Here is a 21058-nt window from a genome sequence, read left to right on the forward strand (position 1 = left end):
TTTGTATGATGGAGTAAAGTTGGCTTGTTTTGCAGCCGAAACCAAATAAAACATTTCCGGGATCGTCCTTTTCCAGTATTGCAAATTAGTACATTGATTAGGATTATTCAAGGGAAAAATTGTTTTTATTGTTACTGTAATTCATTACTAAACCATCTTCTTCTCATGGCAAATGGTATGCTGGGCTTAGGTGCCCAATTCCCGGAATTCAAGAAAACTGCCGTTGTATCTCTCGAAAAAGGCAACGAATTTTATGATATCACGAGTGAAGATCATAAGAACGCTGGAAAATGGCTGGTGCTGTTCTGGTGGCCTAAAGATTTCACGTTTGTATGTCCTACGGAAATCGCTGCTTTCAACCAGAAAGCTTCTGACTTCGCCGATCGCGATGCTCTGTTGATCGGTGCTTCTACGGACAGCGAATTCGTTCACCTGGCCTGGCGTAAAAACCATGACGATCTGCGTGATCTGAAATTCCCCATGCTGGCCGATACGTCAAAGTCACTGGCGGAAGAGCTGGGCATCCTGACTGCTGACGAAAGAATCGCTTACCGCGTAACGTATATCGTCGATCCCCAAGGTATCGTTCGTTTCGTAGCCGCTAACGACCTGAACGTAGGTCGTAACGTGGACGAAGTACTGCGTGTACTCGACGCTCTGCAAACCGACGAACTTTGCCCCTGCAACTGGGTAAAAGGTGAAGAAACGATCAACGCCTAGGTCCAGGACATATTTCAAAAGTATTTAATAACCCTGGTGAGTCAATCGTCAGGGTTATTTTCTAAGAGGCCACGCCTCTTTTCCCAAAAAACAACAAGCGTATGTTTGGCATTGCATCTGAAACCAAAAAGAACTTACTCGCTGAGATTAAATTGCCCGAGACTTTCGAAAGCCTCTGGCTCGACCGTCTGAATGCGACGGATCACCGATACCTGAAGGACCTGCGTATCAACGTACAGAACGTCCTGAAATCGCAGAACCTGACTAAGAAAGAAGCGTTGTTGATGGCCCTCGGCGTGGCGATCAATGAGAAAAGTCAGGCTGCCGTGATTGAAGCCATCGAATCCGCTGCGAAAGCAGAAGGGGCAGAAGATAAGGAAATTCAGGAAGTAGCAGCCTGCGTTTCTTTGATGAACGCCAACAACGTATTCTACCGTTTCCGTCACTTCATGGATTCCGAAACGTACAATACGATGCCCGCTGGTATCAAGATGAGCATCATGATGAATCCGGTGCTGGGTAAAGAATATTTCGAGCTGCTGAGTCTGGCTATTTCGGCCATCAACGGTTGTGAAATGTGCGTAACTTCTCACGAAGCCAGCGTTCGTCAGCACGGAGCTACCCAGGCTCGTGTATTTGACGCTATTCGTCTGGCCGCGATCTTCAAAAGCTTCCTGACGTTATTGTAAGAGCTGACGATTCAGTTGCCGGAGCCATAAATCCCGGCTCTGGCAGGTCCAGTGACTATCGCCCGGCTGGTACGCAGCAGGCCCAGCGGCCGCACGAGTCGGTAGGCATCCACTACTTTTAGTTTCAGTCGCGGATCCGACTGAATGCGTTCGATCAGGTGATTATAGCGGCCCAGGTAATTGGCCGCTATAGTTGTTTTATTGGGGATGATGCTCAGGTACACCTCATCAAAACCCAGTGAGTGGTACTTCTCGTAAGTCTGGTTCAGATTCGTAATGAGCGTACTGAATTCTTTATCGCCGACGGGATTAAAGTTGGAATTAATCACCGTCGAATCCGTATCCAGATTTAAAAGTAAATGCTGATGATCGGGCGTAATCGTCGTCATCGAATGGACCCGATTGAAGAAAGTCAGGTTCATCCAGGCCTTGAATTCACGCAGGTGTAGAAAGACCGGCCAGTTAAACAGCACATTATCCAGCCGTTCTTCGGGGTAGGTGAGTCGCACATCCTTCGGCCCCGTCATAAACTCATCGAAATCGGCCTCGTACGAATGCGTTTTTTCGACGGGTTTGACCGGCTGCGGGCTCAGTACAAAGTTACTAACCGGCGTCGCCAGGTGTTCCCGAAAATGCCGCTCGACCGATTCAATCAGCAAAATATTACGGACAGACGTATCCAGATGAATGGTCGTATGATCGTTCCAGTGCGTATACGTATAGGTACGGGTCTGAAAATCCTGAGCATCCACCGAGCCGGGTTCCATAAAGCTATCGCCAATGGCGTACAAAGCCACGGGTGCCTGGGGCGTAGGATCACTAAATAATTTCCGACACGATTCACGTACGGCTTTAAACGCCGCCAGATTGGTAAATCGGTACAAGTCTCCGTATTTGTAATCATCGGGCAAATAACCCTCTTTCCCAACAGTGAAATAGAGGGTTTTAGACGTACTCGCCGCAAAAACGACGAGTAGAGCAAGCAGAGCAATAATGCGTACGAATGAGGCCATGGCGTATTCGCGTATGGATGATACCGGCAGGCCGAAATCTCCTAAAACTGAAAGTAGATAAACTGGTTAGAACTGAATACTCCGAAGAAATAACAGCTGAGAATCAGGAGGGTAAACACCGTCCAGAACGGTCCATTTTTCTTCGTTGGAATGAGAAAATAACGGTACTCTTTCCACATCATAAACGCGACCAGAGCGATACTAAACCACATTTCCGTAGCGTTGAGCGGCGTTTGTAAAGTGTCGTGGATGGAAATGGACGCCAGCCCTTTGAATACGCGGTACGCATCTCCCAGCGTTACCGCCCGGAAAAATACCCAGGTCAGGGTTACCAGCCCAAAGGTCAGAATGACCTGAAACAGACGGTACCACAGGGCCGTAGGAACCTGAATACGCCGTTTTTCCATGAACTTATCCCGAATCTGGGCGAGCGTCTGGTACAACCCGTGAAGGGTACCCCAAATGACGAAGTTCCAGCTGGCTCCATGCCAGATACCGCTGACAAAAAACACCGCAAACCGATTGAAATACTGGCGAGCGGGCGACACCCGGCTACCGCCCAGCGGAATGTAAATGTAATCGCGGAACCAGGTAGACAGGGAAATGTGCCAGCGACGCCAGAACTCGGAAATCGAAGCAGCTTCGTACGGGGACTTGAAGTTTTCCATCAGGGTAAAACCCATCACTTTGGCCGCTCCAATGGCGATGTCTGAATAGCCCGAAAAATCGCAGTAGATTTGGAAACTGTAGAAAATGGTTGCCACACAGAGGCTCGTACCGTTATGATCGCTAATGTTGGCGTAGGCCGGGTCTACGACCATCGCCAGCCGTTCGGCAATGACTACCTTCTTAAACAGGCCCCAGGCCATTCGCATGAGCCCTTCCTTGACATTCTCCCAATTATAAGGGAAGTATTCGTGGAACTGCCAGAGTACGTTCTGCGGGCGTTCGATCGGCCCGGCCACCAGCTGCGGATAGAACATCACGTACAGAGCATAGATCCCAAAATGGCGTTCGGCTTTCTGATTGCCCCGGTACACTTCAATGGTGTAACTCATGGCCTGGAAGGTGTGAAACGACAGACCAATCGGTAAGATAATGCCCGGTAGCAAATCCATCCCGAGCCGTGGAATATGCCGCGTATTGCCCAGCAGATGCAAAACGGCTTCCACATTTTCGGCAATAAAATTGAAGTATTTGAAAAAAGCCAGAATCCCCACATTCGCCACCAGACTCAGCAAAAGCAACGCTTTTCGGTTGCGGGGATTTTTGGTATTTTCAATCCAGATACCTGCGATGTAATCAATGACAATCGTTCCAAAAAGAATCAGAATATACTTGGGAACGAAGATGAGATAGAAATAACAACTGGCCAGTAATAGTAATAGCCAGCGTCCACTCCACCGGAGACTGAAATAACTAAGCGTTACGATTCCGAAAAAGAGAAGAAATTGAAGGGAATTAAAAACCATTGGAAGTCGTATAAAAAACGCCCAAAACTAACGGTTTGGATTGGAAATTCATGGGAATAGGAGCATCGACTCCTGGAATTAACGGATTTTGGACGTCAGAATCTGTACTCCTTTTCCGCTGGTAGCATAGATGAACAGCTTCTGATAGGACTCCGCAAACTCGATTGTAACCGGGTAAAGGCTTGGAATGGGGGCCTGAATCATCGGTTCACCCTGTAAATTGTACAGCATAGTACCCCGCGAATCCGTCACGGATAAAATTTTCGTTTCGGCTCCAAAAGCAAAGTATCGCAACTGACTTTCCGGCGTAATCGGGAAAATATTAAAAAGCGAATTGGCCTGTTTATCCAAGATCGTTACGTTCTGATTCGTTTGCTGCACAATGAGCCAATCCTTCCCAGTTTCTTCTAATAACGTCCGGAAACGCGTTTCGCGGGAGGGCTTAATCAGCTGTCGGTGCTGAATAATCTTGCCTTCCTGATTCATTTTTAGAATTTCACCAGAAACGCTGACCAGTTGCAGGGAGAAATCCGCGTCGCGATCGGTCGTTTCGACAAAGGCAGGCCCGTCAAAGTTTTGCTTGAGTTGAATCGGGAAATGCGGCAGAGCCTTGCCTTTCGCGTTGGTAAGCGTCAAATGGCCATTCGGTTCGAGTAGCACCGCGTACGAATCGCCCTGCGTAGTTACCTGAGTAATGGGAGTCAAGGCGTGCCGCACATCGGGAATGGTACCGGAAGGAACGAGGTTGAATGCAGCTTTGCTGACTGTGTATAGTCGTCCTTCGGCGTCGAGGGCCGAAAACTGGGTACGCCGTTCGGGCGTCTGATCGAAAATGGTCAGCCGATAGTCCAGCAAACGGCTGAAGGGTTTGGACGCGTACAGTTGATAGCCTTTCGCTGTGGGGTTCAGGATGTACAGGCGATCGGCGGTGAAGAGTACGAGCTGATCGCGTCCTTTCCCAAAGTAGTCCATCAACTGAATGGGAGCAACCAGCGGACCCGACAGCCGGAATTTCACCGAAGGAGCCGCCCCAATGGCTATCGGAATCAGATCATGATCCTGCGTCTGAACGATCAGGTCGGTCGTACCCGTGATGGCATTCCGGTACACGTATGGCTCTCGCTGCAAGGGGCGACCCAGCGGATTCGGGATGAGCTTTTGCAGGAATACTTTTCGCAGCAGACCCGGTTCCGTCGTAATGCGTCCTTTGGTCCAGATGAGTCGATGATCAACTTTACCCGCCCGAACGCCGGTTTGCCAGGTAAGAAAATTCAGGCGTTTGAGCGGTTCTTCCAGATTGGTAATCGGACCTTTCCACTCATTTTTGAGGCCTTTCAGAACTGAAAACCAGGATTTTCCGGCATTAAAAACCATTGTGAACGGTTGGGGTTTCATAAGCCGCAGCACTTCCTGAGCCTGAGCCGAATTCATCCACACATTCCCCCGTCGGTAATCCATGATGTAGTTTCGGATCACCTGCACATTGCTGCCAAAGACGGCGTATCCATCTACGATCGTGTAATAGGTACGGGGAAAGCCCTGAAAAGCACTCCCAAACCACACCGCCGGGACTTCTGTCAGTAGTAATTGCCGCACAACGTTTCCGGCAACCAGTTCTTCAAAACGGGGAGCTTTTTCGTGTTCCCGTATCGCGGCAGCGTCTTTCTGAATCCAGCGAATAAAGGCTTTGGGTTGATTCAGCTTTACCAGGAGCAGGTTGCCACCTTCGTTGAGTTCATCACTTTCCATGCGGCACAGCACCAGCTCCCGATTGACGTGGTAGTAAATGGAATCAGGGGTAACGGGATAATTGTCCTGCCAGAGTGATTTCTGGTCCGCCAGCTCGGATTCGTGCTTTCGCTGGTAGCGGATAAAACGATTGGCCCAGCCAATAGGGTCCGACAGGTTGAGCTTCACCATCGTGGCCGTTCCGTTGGGAATGAAGCGTTGACTGAGCATGCTGCCCGACTGCTGGCCGTCGAAGGTATGCCAGTAGGGATTGGCTTCCGGAAGGGTGGTGGTGGTCTGAACCGATAGTTCTTTCCGTAGGCCATCGACCTGGCATTGAAACGCCGTATTCGTGGGCAGTAGCGACAATAAGGCTCCTCCGGGCGATTGCTGATTCATGAGCCGTCCGGCCAGTAACTTCAACGCCGGGCCATTCATCCAGAGTTTGGTTTTCGCAGTAACATACTCCGCAGGTACGGGTGGCGAAGTGGCCGGAACATCGAGTAGCTTACTGATTTTCATGGCCACGTTTTCCACCAGTAGCGAAGACGGACTCAAGATCAAATAGTTATCGTATTGCATGAACGAAAACCGTTTACGGCTGGCCGCAATGGTAACGTCGGTAATGGCCTGTTTGGCCGTTTGATGGGTAAGACCCCGTACAGCTTTGGAATTGAGGGAATTGAGCTGGCTTAAAAAGATCTGATCCTGAGCCTGGTAGGGAATGTAAAGTACGTAATTAACGGTACTACTGGTTTCTACGTGCAGAGCGTATGTGATAGTTTTACCGTGCAGAAAATTCGACAACTGAGCCGTGTCCGTCACCGCCTGCCGCAGCACACTTAGGGCGTCCTGAGCTTCTTCCAGAATCGGTAAATCGGAAAGCTTCATCTGGTATGAACGCAGAGGCTCGGACGGATTCTGTAGTGCCGTACTTTCGACGGCTAACAGATAATCTTCCGGGATGTATGCCCAGGCCGAGCGTTCGTTCGTTGACCAGCGGTAGTACGCCCAGCAACCTAATCCGATAACGATAGCAAGGCCCAGAATCCAGTAAATACGCTTCACTAAGGGTCAATTTTTAGAAAATCGGTGAGCGGGGCATGAGCCACCGTATGTAATACCGAATGTACGGAACAACTTAATAAAATTGCCAGTCGGTTTCCCGACTGGCAGCGAATAAAAGGTTCCTCGTCGAAACTTCAAATAAAAATTGAGCTTACTTACCCCACATGGCGTTAGCGGTGTCGGGGAAGAAGAGGGAAAGTTCGGGTACGTTCATCGCTACTCGGTTGGCCCATTCCACGCCCTGCATCAGGGAGTGATCCTGGTTGGAAACTTCGTACTTCCAGGCACCGAAGCGGCCACGGGAGTAGATGTCAAAGGGTTCCAGAGCGGGTAATACGGTTTTCAGAATGCCGTCGCGTTCAACACTTGGCGTGGGATAACCGTACTCGAAACGAATATGGAATTTAGAAATGATGTCGTCGGCTGATTCGATGAGTCCATCTTCCAGCAATGCCTGGATGGTTTCAGCCATCAGCGTTTCCTGGTTCACGGGTTTCTTGGGTGACTCACTCACTTCCACCATTAACGACCACTGTGTGTTAATGTCGGGTACGTTGTTGGGGGAGTAGTTTGAGAATACCGTAATCCGGTAGTAGGGACTATTGGATTCGGGGAAGTACATCCAGCATTTCGTCGCCAGTTCTGCTTTGGGCTGTCCTTTCAGACCAATACCAATGACGTTGGTTGACGAGTGTTTCAAACCCTGAGCTTTCTCCACAACGGCTGGGTCGAGGCCCTGTACCTTTTTCGTGAACAAATCGACGGGCATGGTATTCAGTAACGTCTGATAGCCTACCGTACGACCGTCAGCCAGCGTAATCTGCTTTTGTTCCGCATCAACGCTGGTTACTTCGGCGTTGAGCAGAATGTTTTCGCGACCCACCAGATCACCTACGGCTTCCCAAATTCCTCCCGTACCGCCATGTTTGGGGAACTGGAAGGTGGCATTGGGGCCCCAGGAATAATCGTCGTTATTGAATAGGATATTTTTGGTAATGCGGTGCAAATCCACAACGGATACGCGTTCGCCTACCCATACAGCGTTCATGTCTTCGGTCGGATAGGCCCAAACCTTGAAGTTATACGGGAACATGAAAACCTCGCCCAGACCTCTACCCTGCGTAGCCAAAATCCACTCGCGGAAGTTTTTAGGCTTACCCTGGAAAGGATTCTTGTACAGGTCGATCAGGCCATCCAGACACTTCCACATCGTATCCTGCGAGAGGTATTTGATGTTGTTCTGGAAGGGATAGGGTACGAAACGGTTCTCAATCCAGACCCAGCTTTCGCGTTGGTGCGTCAACCAGCCATCGGCTCCGAGAGCCTTCAGCATCAGGTCGTCAAAGTACTTATAGTGAGAAAACTGGACGTGTCCGCCTACGTCCCAGGTAAAGCCTTGTTCATCAACGAAACTGGTGGCGAGCCCTCCAATGTGGTCTTCTTTTTCCAGAACCAGAAAATCGGTAATGCCCAGTTCTTTCAAACGATACGCCGCCCCCAGGCCCGTTGGGCCTGACCCAATAATTACATACTGATAATTCATGCCTGAATAATTTTCTAAATGAGTCAGAATGGTAGAGTTAGACAGTTATTAGCACTAGGATTTGATGGCTTTCACTTTCGAGTTAAGCTCCTGGCGGAATTTAAAGAGCTCCTGAAAGCTTTGCCAACACACTTTCAATAATTTCATTTTTTGGATGGAGACCTCACCGGTTGCCCGTTCCTTGTGCGTAATGGGGATATCGAAGGTTTTGTTACCCGCCTTACGAGCCATGATGGCCAGGAAGATATTAGGAGCAAACGGCAGTGGCGTTGGAAGCTGAGCGAGCAGCTTCTTCAGCAAACTTCCTTTAATAAGACGGAAGGGGATGTTACTATCGGAGATAAACGTACCGTAAACGGCGTACAGCGAGTACTTCAAAACCCGGGTTACAAAAAGCCGGAATGTCGCATCGTGCCGCACCTGACGGAAGCCCATGATGAACTCGGATTCGTTGCGTTTCTCCCAGAGTTTCAGGACATCTTCCGCCACAAACTGATCGTCGGAATCCGTTTGAAACACCCATTCCGAATTAATTTCAACGGCTTTCCGGTAGGCATGAACGACCGCATTCCCGTGTCCTCCGTTCTTTTGATGGACAACCATCAAAAGGGGATATTTCGGAGCGATTTGATCTAGTTTGGCTCCAGTTGAATCCTTAGAACCGTCGTTTACAACAATCAGGCGGGTTTCGCCAAGGGGTTGAAAATATTTTTCAAGGAATGCCGACCAATTTTGAACAACGGTTTCAATGATTTCCTCCTCGTTGTAGGCAGGCATTACAATGGATAGCAGAACAGACATGAAATAACTATTGGTTGGGGACTAAAGGCAACATGATATAGGTTGATGCCGCAAAGGTAGTGCAATATTTCGATGAATCAGGTTTATACTCCTGAGCTTCGTTGGTTTCAGTCGAAATAAGGTCAAACGCTTTCAAGCCATGTCCCTGGTTTATAGTATAACTTTAAGATGGAAGCTTTGTTTTCAATGCTATGGATTAAAAGTACCTTCCTCAAGGATCATAACAATTCCTTAATCCATCTAACTTACCAGTTCTGGGGTAAGGCTGGCGTTTGAGGTCGTGGCTGAATATGAATGGACCGCCCCGTCTGGTAAAAGCGGGGAGAACCCGTAGCAGTCTGCCGAATCACGAAAACCAGATATAATCCCGGCTCGTACTCCGCGTGTGAAACGGCAGTCTGTGAAACCGGCTGAATGTATTGCTCATGAGTCGGAGAGGCAAAGGGCTGAGTTGTCGTCGTAAAACCAAAGGGTACGAGATACGATTTTTTCAGACTACGCAGTAGGTAATACGAATCAAGGAAATCCTTTCCAGTCGGCACGCCTTCACTCGTCAGCAGGGTATACGCTGCCGACGGTTGTAGAGAGATCGGGTAGGGTTTCCAGCGGGCAAACTCACCTTTAATCATGTCATCTGCGTACGCATCATACCAGGCCGGAGCCGGGTCATTGATCAGGGGCTCTTTTACGGGTACCCGCGGGTACGTCCAGTTGAACTGCATACTCAGCAACTGATTACGCAGGCGAAGCGTATCATCATAAAAATACGAATAGCAACCGAGCAGAATGGCTACGCCCAGTACACTCGCCGTAATCCCAATTGCTTTTCGTACGGTAGTCGAGACCTGCATCAGTAGCCAGGTATACACCAGCATCGCCAGCAGAATCGTGTAGATTTTGTATCGGCTGGTCATGAACGTTGCTTCGTCAAAACCCATCCGTCCAATCGCTACCATTACTGTCGTGCCGCCAACGAAGGCCAGCATACCCAGTAAGAAAGTATCCAGCGAAGTCAGCTTTGAACGCCAGGCCTTCCAGCTTAGTTGCGTAGTCATACCCAGGGCAGCCAGTACCAGCAGGGCTCCGGTCGCCAGTACCACCAGTGTCGACTTGCGGGGCCATAAGGGTTCGGCAACGGAACCGGAAAATAGTAAGACCGACCGAATGAAGGTCAGCACTTTATTAGTAACCGGCTGTGTAGGCTGCTCGGTTTTGTTGTAATACAGGAAATATAAAATCCAGAAAAGAATGCCCAGACCCGTCCACAGCCAGGCTTTTCTTCGGGAAGAGCGAAGAAATAACAGCACTGCCCCGATGGGCCAGAGTAACAGGCCGTTAGTACTGGTAATTCCCGCCAGTATTCCCCAGCCTATGGCCCAGCCCAGCGTACGGTGATAAGACAAAGCGTATAGTCCGCACGCGACCCAGGCAACGACGCTGAAATTCTGCAAAGCGGCCATGCCCCAGTACATGTTTTCCCACTGCGAAAGATTGAACAGCAGAAAAGGCAGCGGCAACAGATAGGCCAGCGAGCGATACGGTTGCAGGGCTTTCCCCCAAACCACCAGCAAAAGCAGCAGCGAGGCATTGCCCACCCACATCAGGTGCACGAAGTTGAGCTTGCCCGTGAGCGTGTAATTCAGAAAGGAAATGATTCGATCATACACGATCCGGTGCTCATTGTGCTGTCGCCAGAACGCCTGAAATACCTGCCCCAGGGTTTCCGCCGACTCCACCCGTTCGATGAACGCCCGTAAGCCGTGATCATCCCATTTGGGAATATTAAGTGCGTAGGTATGAAGCAGGCTGAAGTACCAGAAAATGGGTACCAGACCGACCAGCAGAGCCACAAAAGCGATACTTTTTTTAAGGGACATTCCGAAAATCAAAGCCCGTGAGGGGCCGCTTCAATTACAGGGTTAAGGCTTGAAGAATAGAGTCGGGGTCGAGGTGAGAACGTTGCTGATGATACGCCTGATCGCCGTACAACCCACCCGGATAGCCCTCGGCCCGCAGACTTTTGAAGGATTTCAGCGAAAGTCCGCGTTCGAGTACCTGTACTGATAATTGCTGAGCCAGTCCACCAATGCTGACGTGTTCTTCAGCCACCAGCACGTGACCCGCAGATTCGAGTAAGGTGGCTACTTCATCCGTGAGCTGTAAGGGCAGGGTGAGAGCCGTAAGCAGGTTCCAGGGCTGACCCGATTGTTCCAGAGCCGTCAGTACATTCTGAGCCACCGGTCCCAGGGCCACCACCGTACCCTGAGCATCGGGGTAGGTACGCAAAATGCGGAAGGAACCCGATTCACGTTCGAATGAAGGCGTGTTTTTTCCGTAGCCCAGTCGCAGATAAGCCGGACGGGCTTCCCGTACCATGCTTTCGATGCTGAGTTCCACTTCGTCGGCAAAGGCGGGTACCCAGCACTTGACATTTTGCAGCGGACTCAGAGCCGCCATATCTTCAATGGCGTGATGGGAGCTACCCATGATTCCGTAGCCGTATCCACCCCCATTACCTACCAGAAAAACGGGCAGGTTATGCAGACAAACATCGTTACGGAACTGTTCCAGGCAGCGATACACGATGAACGGAGCAATGGAATAACAAAAAACTTTGTAACCCCGGTAGGCCAATCCGGCGGCCATACCGACCATATTCTGCTCGGCGACACCGGCATTGATGAAGCGGGGCCCCAGGGTTTTCTGTACATTTTCGAGAGCGTTGTAACCTAAATCACCCGTAATGAATACGAGTTTCTCATCCGCCGCTCCCAGTTTTTCAATGGCTTCACTAAATTCTTTTCTCATGAGGAATTAGTTGTCAGTTTTCGGTTTACCGTTTTCAGTTGAAAGCACTGTTCAATTGAAAACGGTAAATCGAAAACAGTAAACTACATTACTTTTTCTGCTGCGTGACCAGCGTTTTGATTTCTTCGGACGTCTGGTATTTCTTTCCGCCTTTACGGACGATCGTTCGGATGAACTTGGGCCGTTTTTTCGTTTCTTCAAAAATCTTACTGATGTACTCGCCCAGGAACGACAGACCCATCAGGGTTAAACCGCCGAATAGCGTAATCAGGATAATCACCGTCGTAAAGCCCTGCGGGGTATCCGGTGCAAAAAAGTACTTGGCTAGAATCTGATAGAAAATGCCCAGTACGGAAAGTCCCGTGAGCGTAAAACCCGCGTAGCTCATCAGTTCCAGCGGTACGAAACTGAAGGAGAAAATGGCCTTTTTCGCCCAGCCAATGTTTTTCCGCCAGTTATTGGTCGATACGCCAAACATCCGCTCGGGCCGCACGTAGGGAACGCCCGTTTGCTTGAAGCCCACCCAGGCCCGTAATCCCCGCAGGAATTGCTCGGTTTCGGGGAGAGCGACCAGTTCTTTGACTACTTTCCGGTCAATCATGGAGAAATCACCGGCATCGCGGGGGATGGGGATGTAACTCAGACTTTGGAAAATCCGGTAAAAGAGTTTGTAAAACACGTGCATGTGCGGTTTCATTTCCCGCTGTACCCGCGTTCCGTAGACGACCTCGTAGCCTTCCTGCCACTTTTCGTAGAAGTCGGGAATAATCTCCGGTGGATCCTGTAAGTCACCATCCATCAGGACAACGGCATCGCCCGTTGAGATTTCCATCCCACTCAGGAACGCCGACTGACTGCCAAAATTCCGCGAGTGCGTAATGCCAATTACGTTAGGATCTTTGGCACACAACTCTTCCAGCACCTGTTCGGTATTATCGGGCGAGCGGTCGTTGACGAAAATGATTTCGTACCGCACCTTCATGGCATTGAACGTCTTCACGAGACGTTCGTACATGTAAGGCATGGCCTGGGCATCCTTGTAACAGGCAATAATGGCCGAAATCACCGGATTCAGGTACGGATTCTGGAAGGCCGGAATGATGCGTTCTTCGTACTGATGTCGCTCCTGCCAATCGTAGGTGCGTCGCAGACCCTGAGCCAGCGTATACTGGGCTTCCCAGTTCAGATCCCGGCGGGCGGCTGAAGGATCGCCGTACCACTCGGCTAGGTCCCATTTGCGGTTTTGCATGGTGCCGTAGACCGCTTCCTGGTTGATCCCGAAATGTTCCTGTACGGTTTTGACGAGATCGGCGATGGTGGTTTTCACCCCGGATGCAATATTATAGGAATTACCGCCAATGACGTTGAAGTCGGCCAGAGCCGCTTTCACAAAGGCGGCAATACAGTCATCCACGTACACAAAATCGCGGGAAATTTCGGGGGATACCAGCGGAGGAAGTTGTCCTTTTCGAACGTTCTCCACCAGACGTGGAATCAGCCGGTCGGGTTCTTCCCAATCGCCGTAAATGGAATACAGCCGTAAGTTGACCGCTTTTTTGCGTTGTACCTGGTGGTAAAACTGAATCAGATACGCCGAAGAAACCTTCGAGACCGCATAGTGACTGTTCGGTTCAACCGGATCCGTTTCGGCGGGAGCTGTACAGTTAAAACCGTATTCAGAACTGCTGCCTGCGTGAATATACACGGTCTCCGGCGTACAGTTTTCCAGAATGTTTACCGTACCGATGACGTTGGTTTCGTAGGTAAGAATGATATTCTGCTGTTTGGAGTACGCCCCGTACGCCGCCAGATTGAAGACGGTTTTGGGTTGCAGTTCATCGAAAACCCCCTTTACGGACGTAGGAGAAACAATGTCACAGTGAATGACATTCTCCGCCGGTACGTCGAGTAATTTCAGTCGCCAGGCTTTGCGGGCGTCGTGGGTAAGGGTATACACGTCCTTGCGAACGGCGAAAATCTTTTCAAACAGGGCAGCTCCGATAAACCCACTGGCTCCATACACGAAGATGGGCCCTCGCAACTGCAAAATATCGTCACGTAATAATTCGGTCATTAGATAGGGTAGTTTACAATTTTCAGTTTTCAGTTTTCAGGAAGAAACCCAACTGAACACTGCAAACCGACAACTGTAAACTAAAGAACGTGTTCTACAGATAGTTGATACGCTTCGATGACGTCTTTTTGGGCCTGGGCGTACAGGTCTGCGGACATGGGTAGGTAATGCCATTCCATGCGGTTTTCCATGTACGAGATACCCTTGCCTTTGATGGTATTGGCGACGACTACTTTCGGCTTGCCGTTGCGTTGGGTACGTAACTGTTCAATGGTTTGAATGATCGTAGCAATGTCATGGCCATCGATCTCAACGACGTCAGCTCCCAACACTTCGTATTTGCGGGGGTCCGCCGAATCACCTAGAATATCCTGGGTGTGGCCAAATCCCTGCAAACGATTCCGGTCGATTAATACTACTAACTGATCGAGCTGATTGTTTACGGCAAAGTGTAAAGCTTCCCAGGTTGTCCCTTCATTGGTTTCCCCGTCCGACATCAAAACGAACGTCAATGCATCCACGCCGCTCAGCTGGTTGGCTTTCGCAATGCCCGTGGCAATGGGCAAACCGTGGCCCAGGGAGCCGGTGGCAAAGGGAATACCCGTATGCTTGTTGGGGGCGGGGTGAGCCGGAAGCGTTGTATCGTTTTTGTAGAACGTCTGGAGGGTGTCGTCCGAAATTTCACCGAGATGATTCAGGCACGTATACAAAGCCGCTGCGGCGTGCCCTTTGGACAGGATAAAGACTTCCGAATCCCGCTTTTGTTTGACGAGCGATCCGATCATCAAATCAAGGCAACTCATCGAACAGCCAATATGACCGGCATTGGCCATTTTGTAGAGTTCGAGCGTCTTTAGTCGCAGTTCCCCGGCTAATTGTTTCAATTCAGTTTCCAACATGGAAAGTAAGGCTGGCAGTTGAAAATGGTTAATGGTAGTCAGACCCGTAGAGGGCTTATGCTAAGGTCGGTACCGGAAGGCTTTTCGTGCGAAGCAACCTTAGTACCGATATTTAGAACGTTCAAAATCGAAAATCAGACGTTTCTGGCCCGTTGATTTTTGCCAAAGATACAACTTATCCTGCTCAAGGGAGTCAATTCGTTGCCAATACGAGGCATCTTTCGGTAAGTAGACATTGGTCAACTGAGCGTCCAGAATCGAGATTTTAATGTTCGCTGTGTACTCATCCGCTGATCCATACACATCCTTCACACCGCTGGGGTACAGGATGGTATCGCCGGGAGCGTACAGCTTTTTGATCTCCTGAGCCGCCGCCCAGTACGGATTCGCAATCCGTGCTTCCGAACGGTACGTGTACTTGGGTGATCGGTCTTCGTAAATTTCCTGTAAAACCTGAACCAGCCAGCCCATCTGAGCGACGCAGGCTACACCGACGACCATTTTACTCCAGAGCGGCAGGCGTCTACTTTCACGTAAGGCAATGGCAATCAGAATCAACGCATACGGAAAGGAGAAGCCCCCGTAGCGTTGTGTAATGCCAAAGGTGTGTCCGTTTTTCAGGGACATTACGACCAGAAAAGCGGTCGGTAAAAAGGTAAGCAGTACGAAAAAGACCAGCAAGGGCCGTTCGGCTACCGCCCGGTTTTTAAACGCGTACACCAGCAGAACACCCGCCAAAATCATCGAACTCTGGAAAGCCAGGAAGGCAAAGGGCTGAGTCGTGTATAAAAACAGGGATACGATGGTTAATACAATCGCAATCAGTGACCAGCGAAACTGTTGCTTGCGTTGGTACTGCCAAATGGCAAACAGGGAAAGTACCGTGGTAATCGACAGGATAATCAGATTTCGTTTGCCACTCAGACGGCTAGCCAGTCCGTTGCTCACCCAAAACTGATCAGCTAATACCGGAGCCAGTTTCTTCCAGATATTCGGAAGGGTAGCCTGGGTGATCATGCCATCCGTCTGTGTATCCGCAATTTTTTTGTAAAGTTCTCCCTGATACTTCAGCGTGTGTAACGTGTATTCGCCGCCTTTGCCGGGCGACATCCACCAGACCATGCCCAGTACCGGAAAAATCAGAGATAGAGCTAAGCCCATCCAGATTCGCACGTTCCGTACGTAGAGCAATACGTACAAGCCGTGAATACCAATCACGACAATGCCCAGGAAGTGACAGAACCATACCAGCCAGGCCAGCAATCCGTACCAGAGAAATCTGGTCCAGTGAACAGGTCTGGTGGAGCGAACAATATCCAGAAAAACGTCCGTAGCCAGCAGCGTAAAGAAGAACGTCATCGAATAGTTACGGGCCTGATGACTGTAAGCGACAAAAAACGGCTCGATGGCCATCAATAAAGCCACAAACAGGGCCATTCGATCGCTTTTCAGGTGTTTCTGCGTGAACCGGAAGACCAGAGCCACCGTCAGAACGCTGAAGATGACCGAAAGCAGTCGCACCGCAAAGTCACTCATGCCAAACAAAGCCACCCAGGCGTGAAACAGCACGTAGTACGCGGGAGAATTTCCGATGTCACTCCGGTTGATGGCTTCGTAGTAATCAGCCATGTGCTTGGGTCGCCAGAAATCCTTGGGTGTAAAATATTTCTGGTGTAATTCCGGTTGATTGGCCCCCTCCAGCGGTACGCCCTGCGAAACCAGCAGGGTTGATTTTTCGTCGAAAAACAGACTGTAATCGCTGAGCGTATGCAGACGTAAACCGACCGCAAGGATAAGAATTCCAGAGAGAAGAAGGTAGATAGTGGGTCTTGACATGGCACCATGTATTCAGTCCGGTTAGACCGAATCAGCCGCGAAAATGATTAAAAACCCACAGTCCTGCAAATCAAGAATGGATTTGAAAGCAAGCTCATCTCCCGGTCCTTTGTCAGGAAGCGGGCTTTAAAAGGGTGCAATCCGGGGTTATTTCCGCAAAATCGTGAATTCTACCCGGCGATTTCGTCGTCGGTTTTCCTCGCTGTAATTGTTGGTGATCGGGCGACTCGACCCGTACCCTTTGCAGAGAACCCGGTCGGCGGCAATGCCTTTGAATACTAAAAAGCTCTTGATATGCTCGACGCGTTGCTGGGATAAAACCAGGTTGGCATTGAAATCACCCTGATTGTCGGTATGCCCTTCCATCAGAATCTGCATGTTGGGATTTTCCTTCATGACCTGAACGAGTCGGCGTAGTTCTGCAAAGGAAGCCGAATCAACTTCGGGCTGACTTTGCTCGAAATAAACCGTATTCATGACGATTCGGGTGCCTTTTTCCATGGGAACCAGAAGCAGGTTCTTACGTACTTCCCGATACCGTTTTTCATTCCGCAGATCCAGTTCCTCACTTTGGGCGTAAAAGCCCTCTTTCGACGAGTTCAGACCATAGAGTTTCTTGAGTGGCAGAATCAATTTATACTCCCCGGTTTCGGGATTAAACTCCGTTTGGATACTATCTTTTTTACCTTCCAGCACCTGAGCGATTACATCGGCCGTGATTGGTTTGAGCGTATAGGCATGGAGCACGGTACCCGAAACAATGACCACCGGTTCGGGTTTAATGGCTTCATTGATGCGGATCCGAAAAATATCTTCGAATCCGAGCGAATTCTGGTCCGAGCACAGGTACGCATAATCACCCGAAGCGGGTACCGTAAAGTAACCATCCCAACCCGGTGTATTGATGTCCGGTCCCAGGTTTTCCGGTTCTGACCAGCGTTGCCAGCTATCGTCGAGACGTCGGCTTACGAAAATGTCCTGCTCACCGTATCCTGGCCAGCCTCGGCTACTGAAATAGATGGTCTTCCCATCCGCCGCCAGAAAAGGTGAGCCTTCTTCTTCGGCGGTATTGATGTCCGGACCCAGGTTACGGGGTGTAGACCATTGTCCGTTTTTTTGCAGGAACGAAATGTATAAATCCCGGCTACCCCGTGAATCACTGCGTTGAATGGCCATGAGCAGGGTCCGCTTGTCGGGCGATAAAGAATATTCAGTGGTGAAAAACCCTTTTTTGTTGGGGATAAGATTCAGGTTTTCAATAATGACCGGTTTGGGGAAAGACCAACCCGTCTGGCCTTTATGGGAAGAAGATATGCCGAACTGCATCTCACCGTTTGGCATATACTGGTTGAGCAGCAGAGCCGTGCGGGAATCAGCAGATATGGAGCAGAGGGCATTATGATCTTTATTGTTGAGGGGGGCTCCGATATTCTGAGCCGGTTGCCAGACGCCATTCAGATTCTGGGCAAACCAAATGTCCTGAGGTTTCATTTCCGGGGCGTCCGGATAATCAGCCTTGGGTTCGCCCATATTATCCGGGTGATTCCAACGCGTAAAAAAGAGCGTTTTACCGTCTGGGGCAATGATGGGATTCAGTTCTTTGGCCGCCGAGTTAATGGCCGGGCCTAGGTTTTCCTTGACCAGTTTCTGCGGAAATCGGCTGTTGGCTAGTTTGATGACGGGTTGGTATGTTTCCGCACCCAGCGATATGCCGATGGCATCAATCTGGTTCATGCCCGGTCGGCGGGCGGTGTTTAGTACTACGCGAATGGCGGAGACCCGGTAGGGGGTAAGGGCCGGAAGCTTGATCGACCAGATCTTTCCTTCGCTCGCTGGCACAGCTTCCGTATTAGAAAAAATTAATTTTTCAGCACCCTTTTCGTCGCTGGCCCAAACCTGATGTACACAGCCCGCTCCGAAGTTTTCAACCACAATCACCTGCCGGATACGGGTGAGCGTATCAAAAGCTACTTTGACAAATTCCTCGCCCGAATCGGGCTGAGCCGGTTGCCAGGCCGCTTTGTTGGGACCTGCGTAGGGACCCGTATTGGGTTTGCCCAACACCTGTACGGCACGGTACGCCGGATCATCAGAGGCTGTTTCTGAGGAAACCTGTACGACTTTCGAAGCCCAGTAGATACGTTGAGCCTGAAGGCTAAATCCCCAAAAAAATAAAACTACTACTAGCCCAATCGCTCGTTTCATGAATCAAAGACGGTGATAAAAGGAGTAACCCTTCTGCAGAAATTAGGTGGTGGTACGCAGAAAATGGGTTGCTCCGGTACTTCTTAACGCAAAAGCTCAGACCTCTTATCTCTATTCTTTCGATTTTAGTCGAAAATTAAAAGAAAACCAAAGTGAACGCCCGGACCAACATCTATTTTTGTCTGGAAGCGGGAAATAAACGTTGTTTTTTTTCGGTACAGCTCTGGCTGTTGCAGTGAAAAGATGGGCCGAATGCCCCCTTTCAAGTTTCAAATAAAATCAAATAACCCCTTATGAGAAAACGCTTTATCAGCACGCTTGGGCTTGGCCTGCTGCTGGGAGGCCGTTTGTGGGCCCAGTCTGGCTATACCGACCAGGCGGCTTTAACCAAACGCCTTCAGCAACTTAACGCCCAGTACAAGAACCTAACTTCCCTGCAATCCATCGGCAAAACATCTACTGGAAAAGACCTCTGGGTACTGAGTGTGGGTCAGGGCGATCGCGGCAAAAAACCGGCGGTCGTGATTGTCGCCAACCTGGAAGGCTGGCACCTGGCCGGTACAGAATTAACTCTGCAAACCGCAGAAAAATTATTAAGCGGAGCATCTTCCGACAGCGTAGCCCGATTGCTTACGAGCAAAACCTTCTACTTTCTACCTAACCTAAACCCCGATGCGGCGGCTCAGTACTTCGCTAAACTGAAATATGAGCGTTCGTCTACGGCCCGACCCGTGGACGAAGATCGGGACGGTCGCGTAGATGAAGACGGTCCGGAAGATTTGAACGGCGATGGGCTTATTACCCAAATCCGAATTGAAGATCCGACGGGAACCTACCGCGTAGCCAAAGGCGACCCTCGCGTATTGGTGAAAGCAGACGCTGCCAAGGGCGAACAGGGTCAGTACCTGATGTATACCGAAGGCATCGATAATGACAAAGATGGGGCGTTCAACGAGGACGGCCTCGGCGGAATTCACCTCAACAAAAACTTTACGTTCGAATACGAGCCCTTCAAACCCGGCTCGGGTGATTACCCCGTATCGGAATTGGAAAACCGGGCTTTGATCGACTGGTTGTACGAGAATAAAAACGTGTATGCTATTCTAACGTTTGGTCCTTCCAACAACCTGACCGAAGCCTACAAGTTTGATCCCATGAAGGCCAATCAGCGGGTCGTAAAAGGCTGGCAGGCGAAAGATGTGGCTGTCAATGAATACGTAAGCAAGCTGTACACGGCGACAGGACTGAAAGATGCTCCAAGTTTACCGTCCACGAAAGGCGATTTTCCTTCCTGGGCGTACTATCACTTCGGGAAGCTGAGTTTTTCAACGCCCGGCTGGTGGATGCCCAAGGATACTGCTCGGGCGGGCAGTCCTCGTCCGGCCGGAGCTACGCCAGTACCCGGTGGACGGCCCGGTATGGGAGCTGGTCGCGGAGCCGCTGCGAGTCCGGCCCTAGGTTCAGAAGAAGACGTAGAACTGCTGAAATGGGCGAAAGCTAATAATATCGAAGCGTTTGTGGAATGGAAGGAAATTAAACACCCTGATTTTCCTGGTAAGAAAGTGGAAGTCGGTGGATTGGTACCTTTCGTCAAATGGAACCCACCCGTAGCTATGCTGACGCCGGCGGCCGAAAAACACGCCAGTTTTCTCTTGAGCGTAGCCAAAGCCATGCCCGAAGTAGAGATCGTGAATGTACAAACGGAAACGCTGTCGCCAGGTCTGAACCGTATTACGGTGGATGTGCACAACAAGGGTTTACTGCCGACGCACTCCGAACTGGGTAACCGGGTGAAATACGAAGACCGTCTGAAAATTGTGGCGACACCCGCCAAAAATCAGAAGCTGGTGTCGGGTCGTACGCATCAGCTGGTCCGCACCGCGATTGCCGGTAATGGAGTCGAGCAACTGACCTGGCTGGTATCGGGTACGGGAACGTTCACCATCGAAGCTTCGTCGGCACCGGCAGGTTCATCCAAAGTTACTGTTAATCTGAAATAAGGAGGGGTGTTTGCGGTGGTTTGACTAGCGTTTGAGAAGGTTTAAGTTGGTTTCAGGTAGTTTGAAAAAGGGTTTGTTAATGTTTGAAAAGGTAGGATGAAGTAAAAGGAAGTGTGGTATGATCTACGCTTGAATAAGCCTTCAAACCGTATCAAACTAGAAACCCATTTAAACCAAAAACGTACGCAAACTAGAAACGCAG

Annotated in this window: 14 protein-coding genes; 3 read left to right on the plus strand and 11 right to left on the minus strand. The window is 50.1% G+C overall.

All coding sequences use genetic code 11. The features are described from left to right. Positions 1-165 precede the first annotated feature (165 nt). Together BWI97_RS02865 and BWI97_RS02870 are read left to right on the plus strand one after the other, a co-directional pair. Positions 166-720: a peroxiredoxin gene (locus BWI97_RS02865; RefSeq protein ID WP_094808918.1), complete on the plus strand. Its 555-nt coding sequence runs from the start codon at positions 166-168 to the stop codon at positions 718-720. Between the two features lie 101 nt (positions 721-821). Then, positions 822-1409 (plus strand): carboxymuconolactone decarboxylase family protein, encoded by a 588-nt coding sequence (locus tag BWI97_RS02870; RefSeq protein WP_102199964.1) that lies wholly within the window; start codon positions 822-824, stop codon positions 1407-1409. A gap of 11 nt (positions 1410-1420) precedes the next feature. Here BWI97_RS02870 and BWI97_RS02875 read toward each other — a convergent pair whose 3' ends face one another. From BWI97_RS02875 to BWI97_RS02925, 11 genes are all read right to left on the minus strand, one after another. Next, positions 1421-2422 carry a hypothetical protein gene (locus BWI97_RS02875; protein WP_102199965.1) on the minus strand — a complete coding sequence of 334 codons (1002 nt, stop codon included), beginning with the start codon at positions 2420-2422 and terminating at the stop codon, positions 1421-1423. 41 nt (positions 2423-2463) lie between these two features. Continuing rightward, a complete protein-coding gene (locus BWI97_RS02880; RefSeq protein WP_102199966.1) occupies positions 2464-3894 on the minus strand; it encodes an MBOAT family protein in 1431 nt (476 codons plus the stop codon). A gap of 78 nt (positions 3895-3972) precedes the next feature. Further along, entirely contained in the window at positions 3973-6690 is a 2718-nt protein-coding gene (locus BWI97_RS02885) for a hypothetical protein (RefSeq protein WP_102199967.1), read from the minus strand. 151 nt (positions 6691-6841) lie between these two features. After that, entirely contained in the window at positions 6842-8233 is a 1392-nt protein-coding gene (locus BWI97_RS02890) for an NAD(P)/FAD-dependent oxidoreductase (RefSeq protein WP_094808923.1), read from the minus strand. A gap of 54 nt (positions 8234-8287) precedes the next feature. Beyond that, positions 8288-9034, minus strand: coding sequence for a glycosyltransferase family 2 protein (locus tag BWI97_RS02895; protein WP_094808924.1), 747 nt, complete (start codon positions 9032-9034; stop codon positions 8288-8290). 245 nt (positions 9035-9279) lie between these two features. After that, entirely contained in the window at positions 9280-10911 is a 1632-nt protein-coding gene (locus BWI97_RS02900; RefSeq protein ID WP_102199968.1) for a hypothetical protein, read from the minus strand. Positions 10912-10945: 34 nt separating this feature from the next. Next, positions 10946-11842, minus strand: a complete 897-nt coding sequence (locus BWI97_RS02905; RefSeq protein WP_102199969.1) for a transketolase family protein — start codon at positions 11840-11842, stop codon at positions 10946-10948. Positions 11843-11930: 88 nt separating this feature from the next. Beyond that, positions 11931-13916, minus strand: coding sequence for a GDP-mannose 4,6-dehydratase (locus tag BWI97_RS02910; RefSeq protein ID WP_102199970.1), 1986 nt, complete (start codon positions 13914-13916; stop codon positions 11931-11933). Between the two features lie 80 nt (positions 13917-13996). Beyond that, a complete protein-coding gene (locus tag BWI97_RS02915) occupies positions 13997-14815 on the minus strand; it encodes a transketolase (protein WP_102199971.1) in 819 nt (272 codons plus the stop codon). 99 nt (positions 14816-14914) lie between these two features. Next, the gene (locus BWI97_RS02920; protein WP_102199972.1) at positions 14915-16651 is read right to left on the minus strand and encodes a glycosyltransferase family 39 protein; all 1737 of its coding nucleotides are present in this window, start codon (positions 16649-16651) and stop codon (positions 14915-14917) included. 147 nt (positions 16652-16798) lie between these two features. Continuing rightward, entirely contained in the window at positions 16799-18856 is a 2058-nt protein-coding gene (locus BWI97_RS02925; protein ID WP_102199973.1) for an OmpA family protein, read from the minus strand. A 293-nt stretch (positions 18857-19149) separates the two neighbouring features. Here BWI97_RS02925 and BWI97_RS02930 point away from each other — a divergent pair, with 293 nt between their 5' ends. Continuing rightward, positions 19150-20856, plus strand: coding sequence for a M14 family metallopeptidase (locus tag BWI97_RS02930; RefSeq protein WP_102199974.1), 1707 nt, complete (start codon positions 19150-19152; stop codon positions 20854-20856). Positions 20857-21058 lie beyond the last annotated feature (202 nt).

The organism is Siphonobacter sp. BAB-5405, assembly GCF_002872335.1.
Lineage (GTDB): Bacteria > Bacteroidota > Bacteroidia > Cytophagales > Spirosomataceae > Siphonobacter.

What these genes read in the sequence shown, in the direction of transcription:
- BWI97_RS02910 (WP_102199970.1), bottom strand. Translation starts at nt 13,916, where the DNA reads ATGACCGAATTATTACGTGACGATATTTTGCAGTTGCGAGGGCCCATC.
- BWI97_RS02905 (WP_102199969.1), bottom strand. Translation starts at nt 11,842, where the DNA reads ATGAGAAAAGAATTTAGTGAAGCCATTGAAAAACTGGGAGCGGCGGAT.
- BWI97_RS02865 (WP_094808918.1), top strand. Translation starts at nt 166, where the DNA reads ATGGCAAATGGTATGCTGGGCTTAGGTGCCCAATTCCCGGAATTCAAG.
- BWI97_RS02880 (WP_102199966.1), bottom strand. Translation starts at nt 3,894, where the DNA reads ATGGTTTTTAATTCCCTTCAATTTCTTCTCTTTTTCGGAATCGTAACG.
- BWI97_RS02925 (WP_102199973.1), bottom strand. Translation starts at nt 18,856, where the DNA reads ATGAAACGAGCGATTGGGCTAGTAGTAGTTTTATTTTTTTGGGGATTT.
- BWI97_RS02900 (WP_102199968.1), bottom strand. Translation starts at nt 10,911, where the DNA reads ATGTCCCTTAAAAAAAGTATCGCTTTTGTGGCTCTGCTGGTCGGTCTG.
- BWI97_RS02875 (WP_102199965.1), bottom strand. Translation starts at nt 2,422, where the DNA reads ATGGCCTCATTCGTACGCATTATTGCTCTGCTTGCTCTACTCGTCGTT.
- BWI97_RS02895 (WP_094808924.1), bottom strand. Translation starts at nt 9,034, where the DNA reads ATGTCTGTTCTGCTATCCATTGTAATGCCTGCCTACAACGAGGAGGAA.
- BWI97_RS02870 (WP_102199964.1), top strand. Translation starts at nt 822, where the DNA reads ATGTTTGGCATTGCATCTGAAACCAAAAAGAACTTACTCGCTGAGATT.
- BWI97_RS02920 (WP_102199972.1), bottom strand. Translation starts at nt 16,651, where the DNA reads ATGTCAAGACCCACTATCTACCTTCTTCTCTCTGGAATTCTTATCCTT.
- BWI97_RS02890 (WP_094808923.1), bottom strand. Translation starts at nt 8,233, where the DNA reads ATGAATTATCAGTATGTAATTATTGGGTCAGGCCCAACGGGCCTGGGG.
- BWI97_RS02930 (WP_102199974.1), top strand. Translation starts at nt 19,150, where the DNA reads ATGAGAAAACGCTTTATCAGCACGCTTGGGCTTGGCCTGCTGCTGGGA.
- BWI97_RS02915 (WP_102199971.1), bottom strand. Translation starts at nt 14,815, where the DNA reads ATGTTGGAAACTGAATTGAAACAATTAGCCGGGGAACTGCGACTAAAG.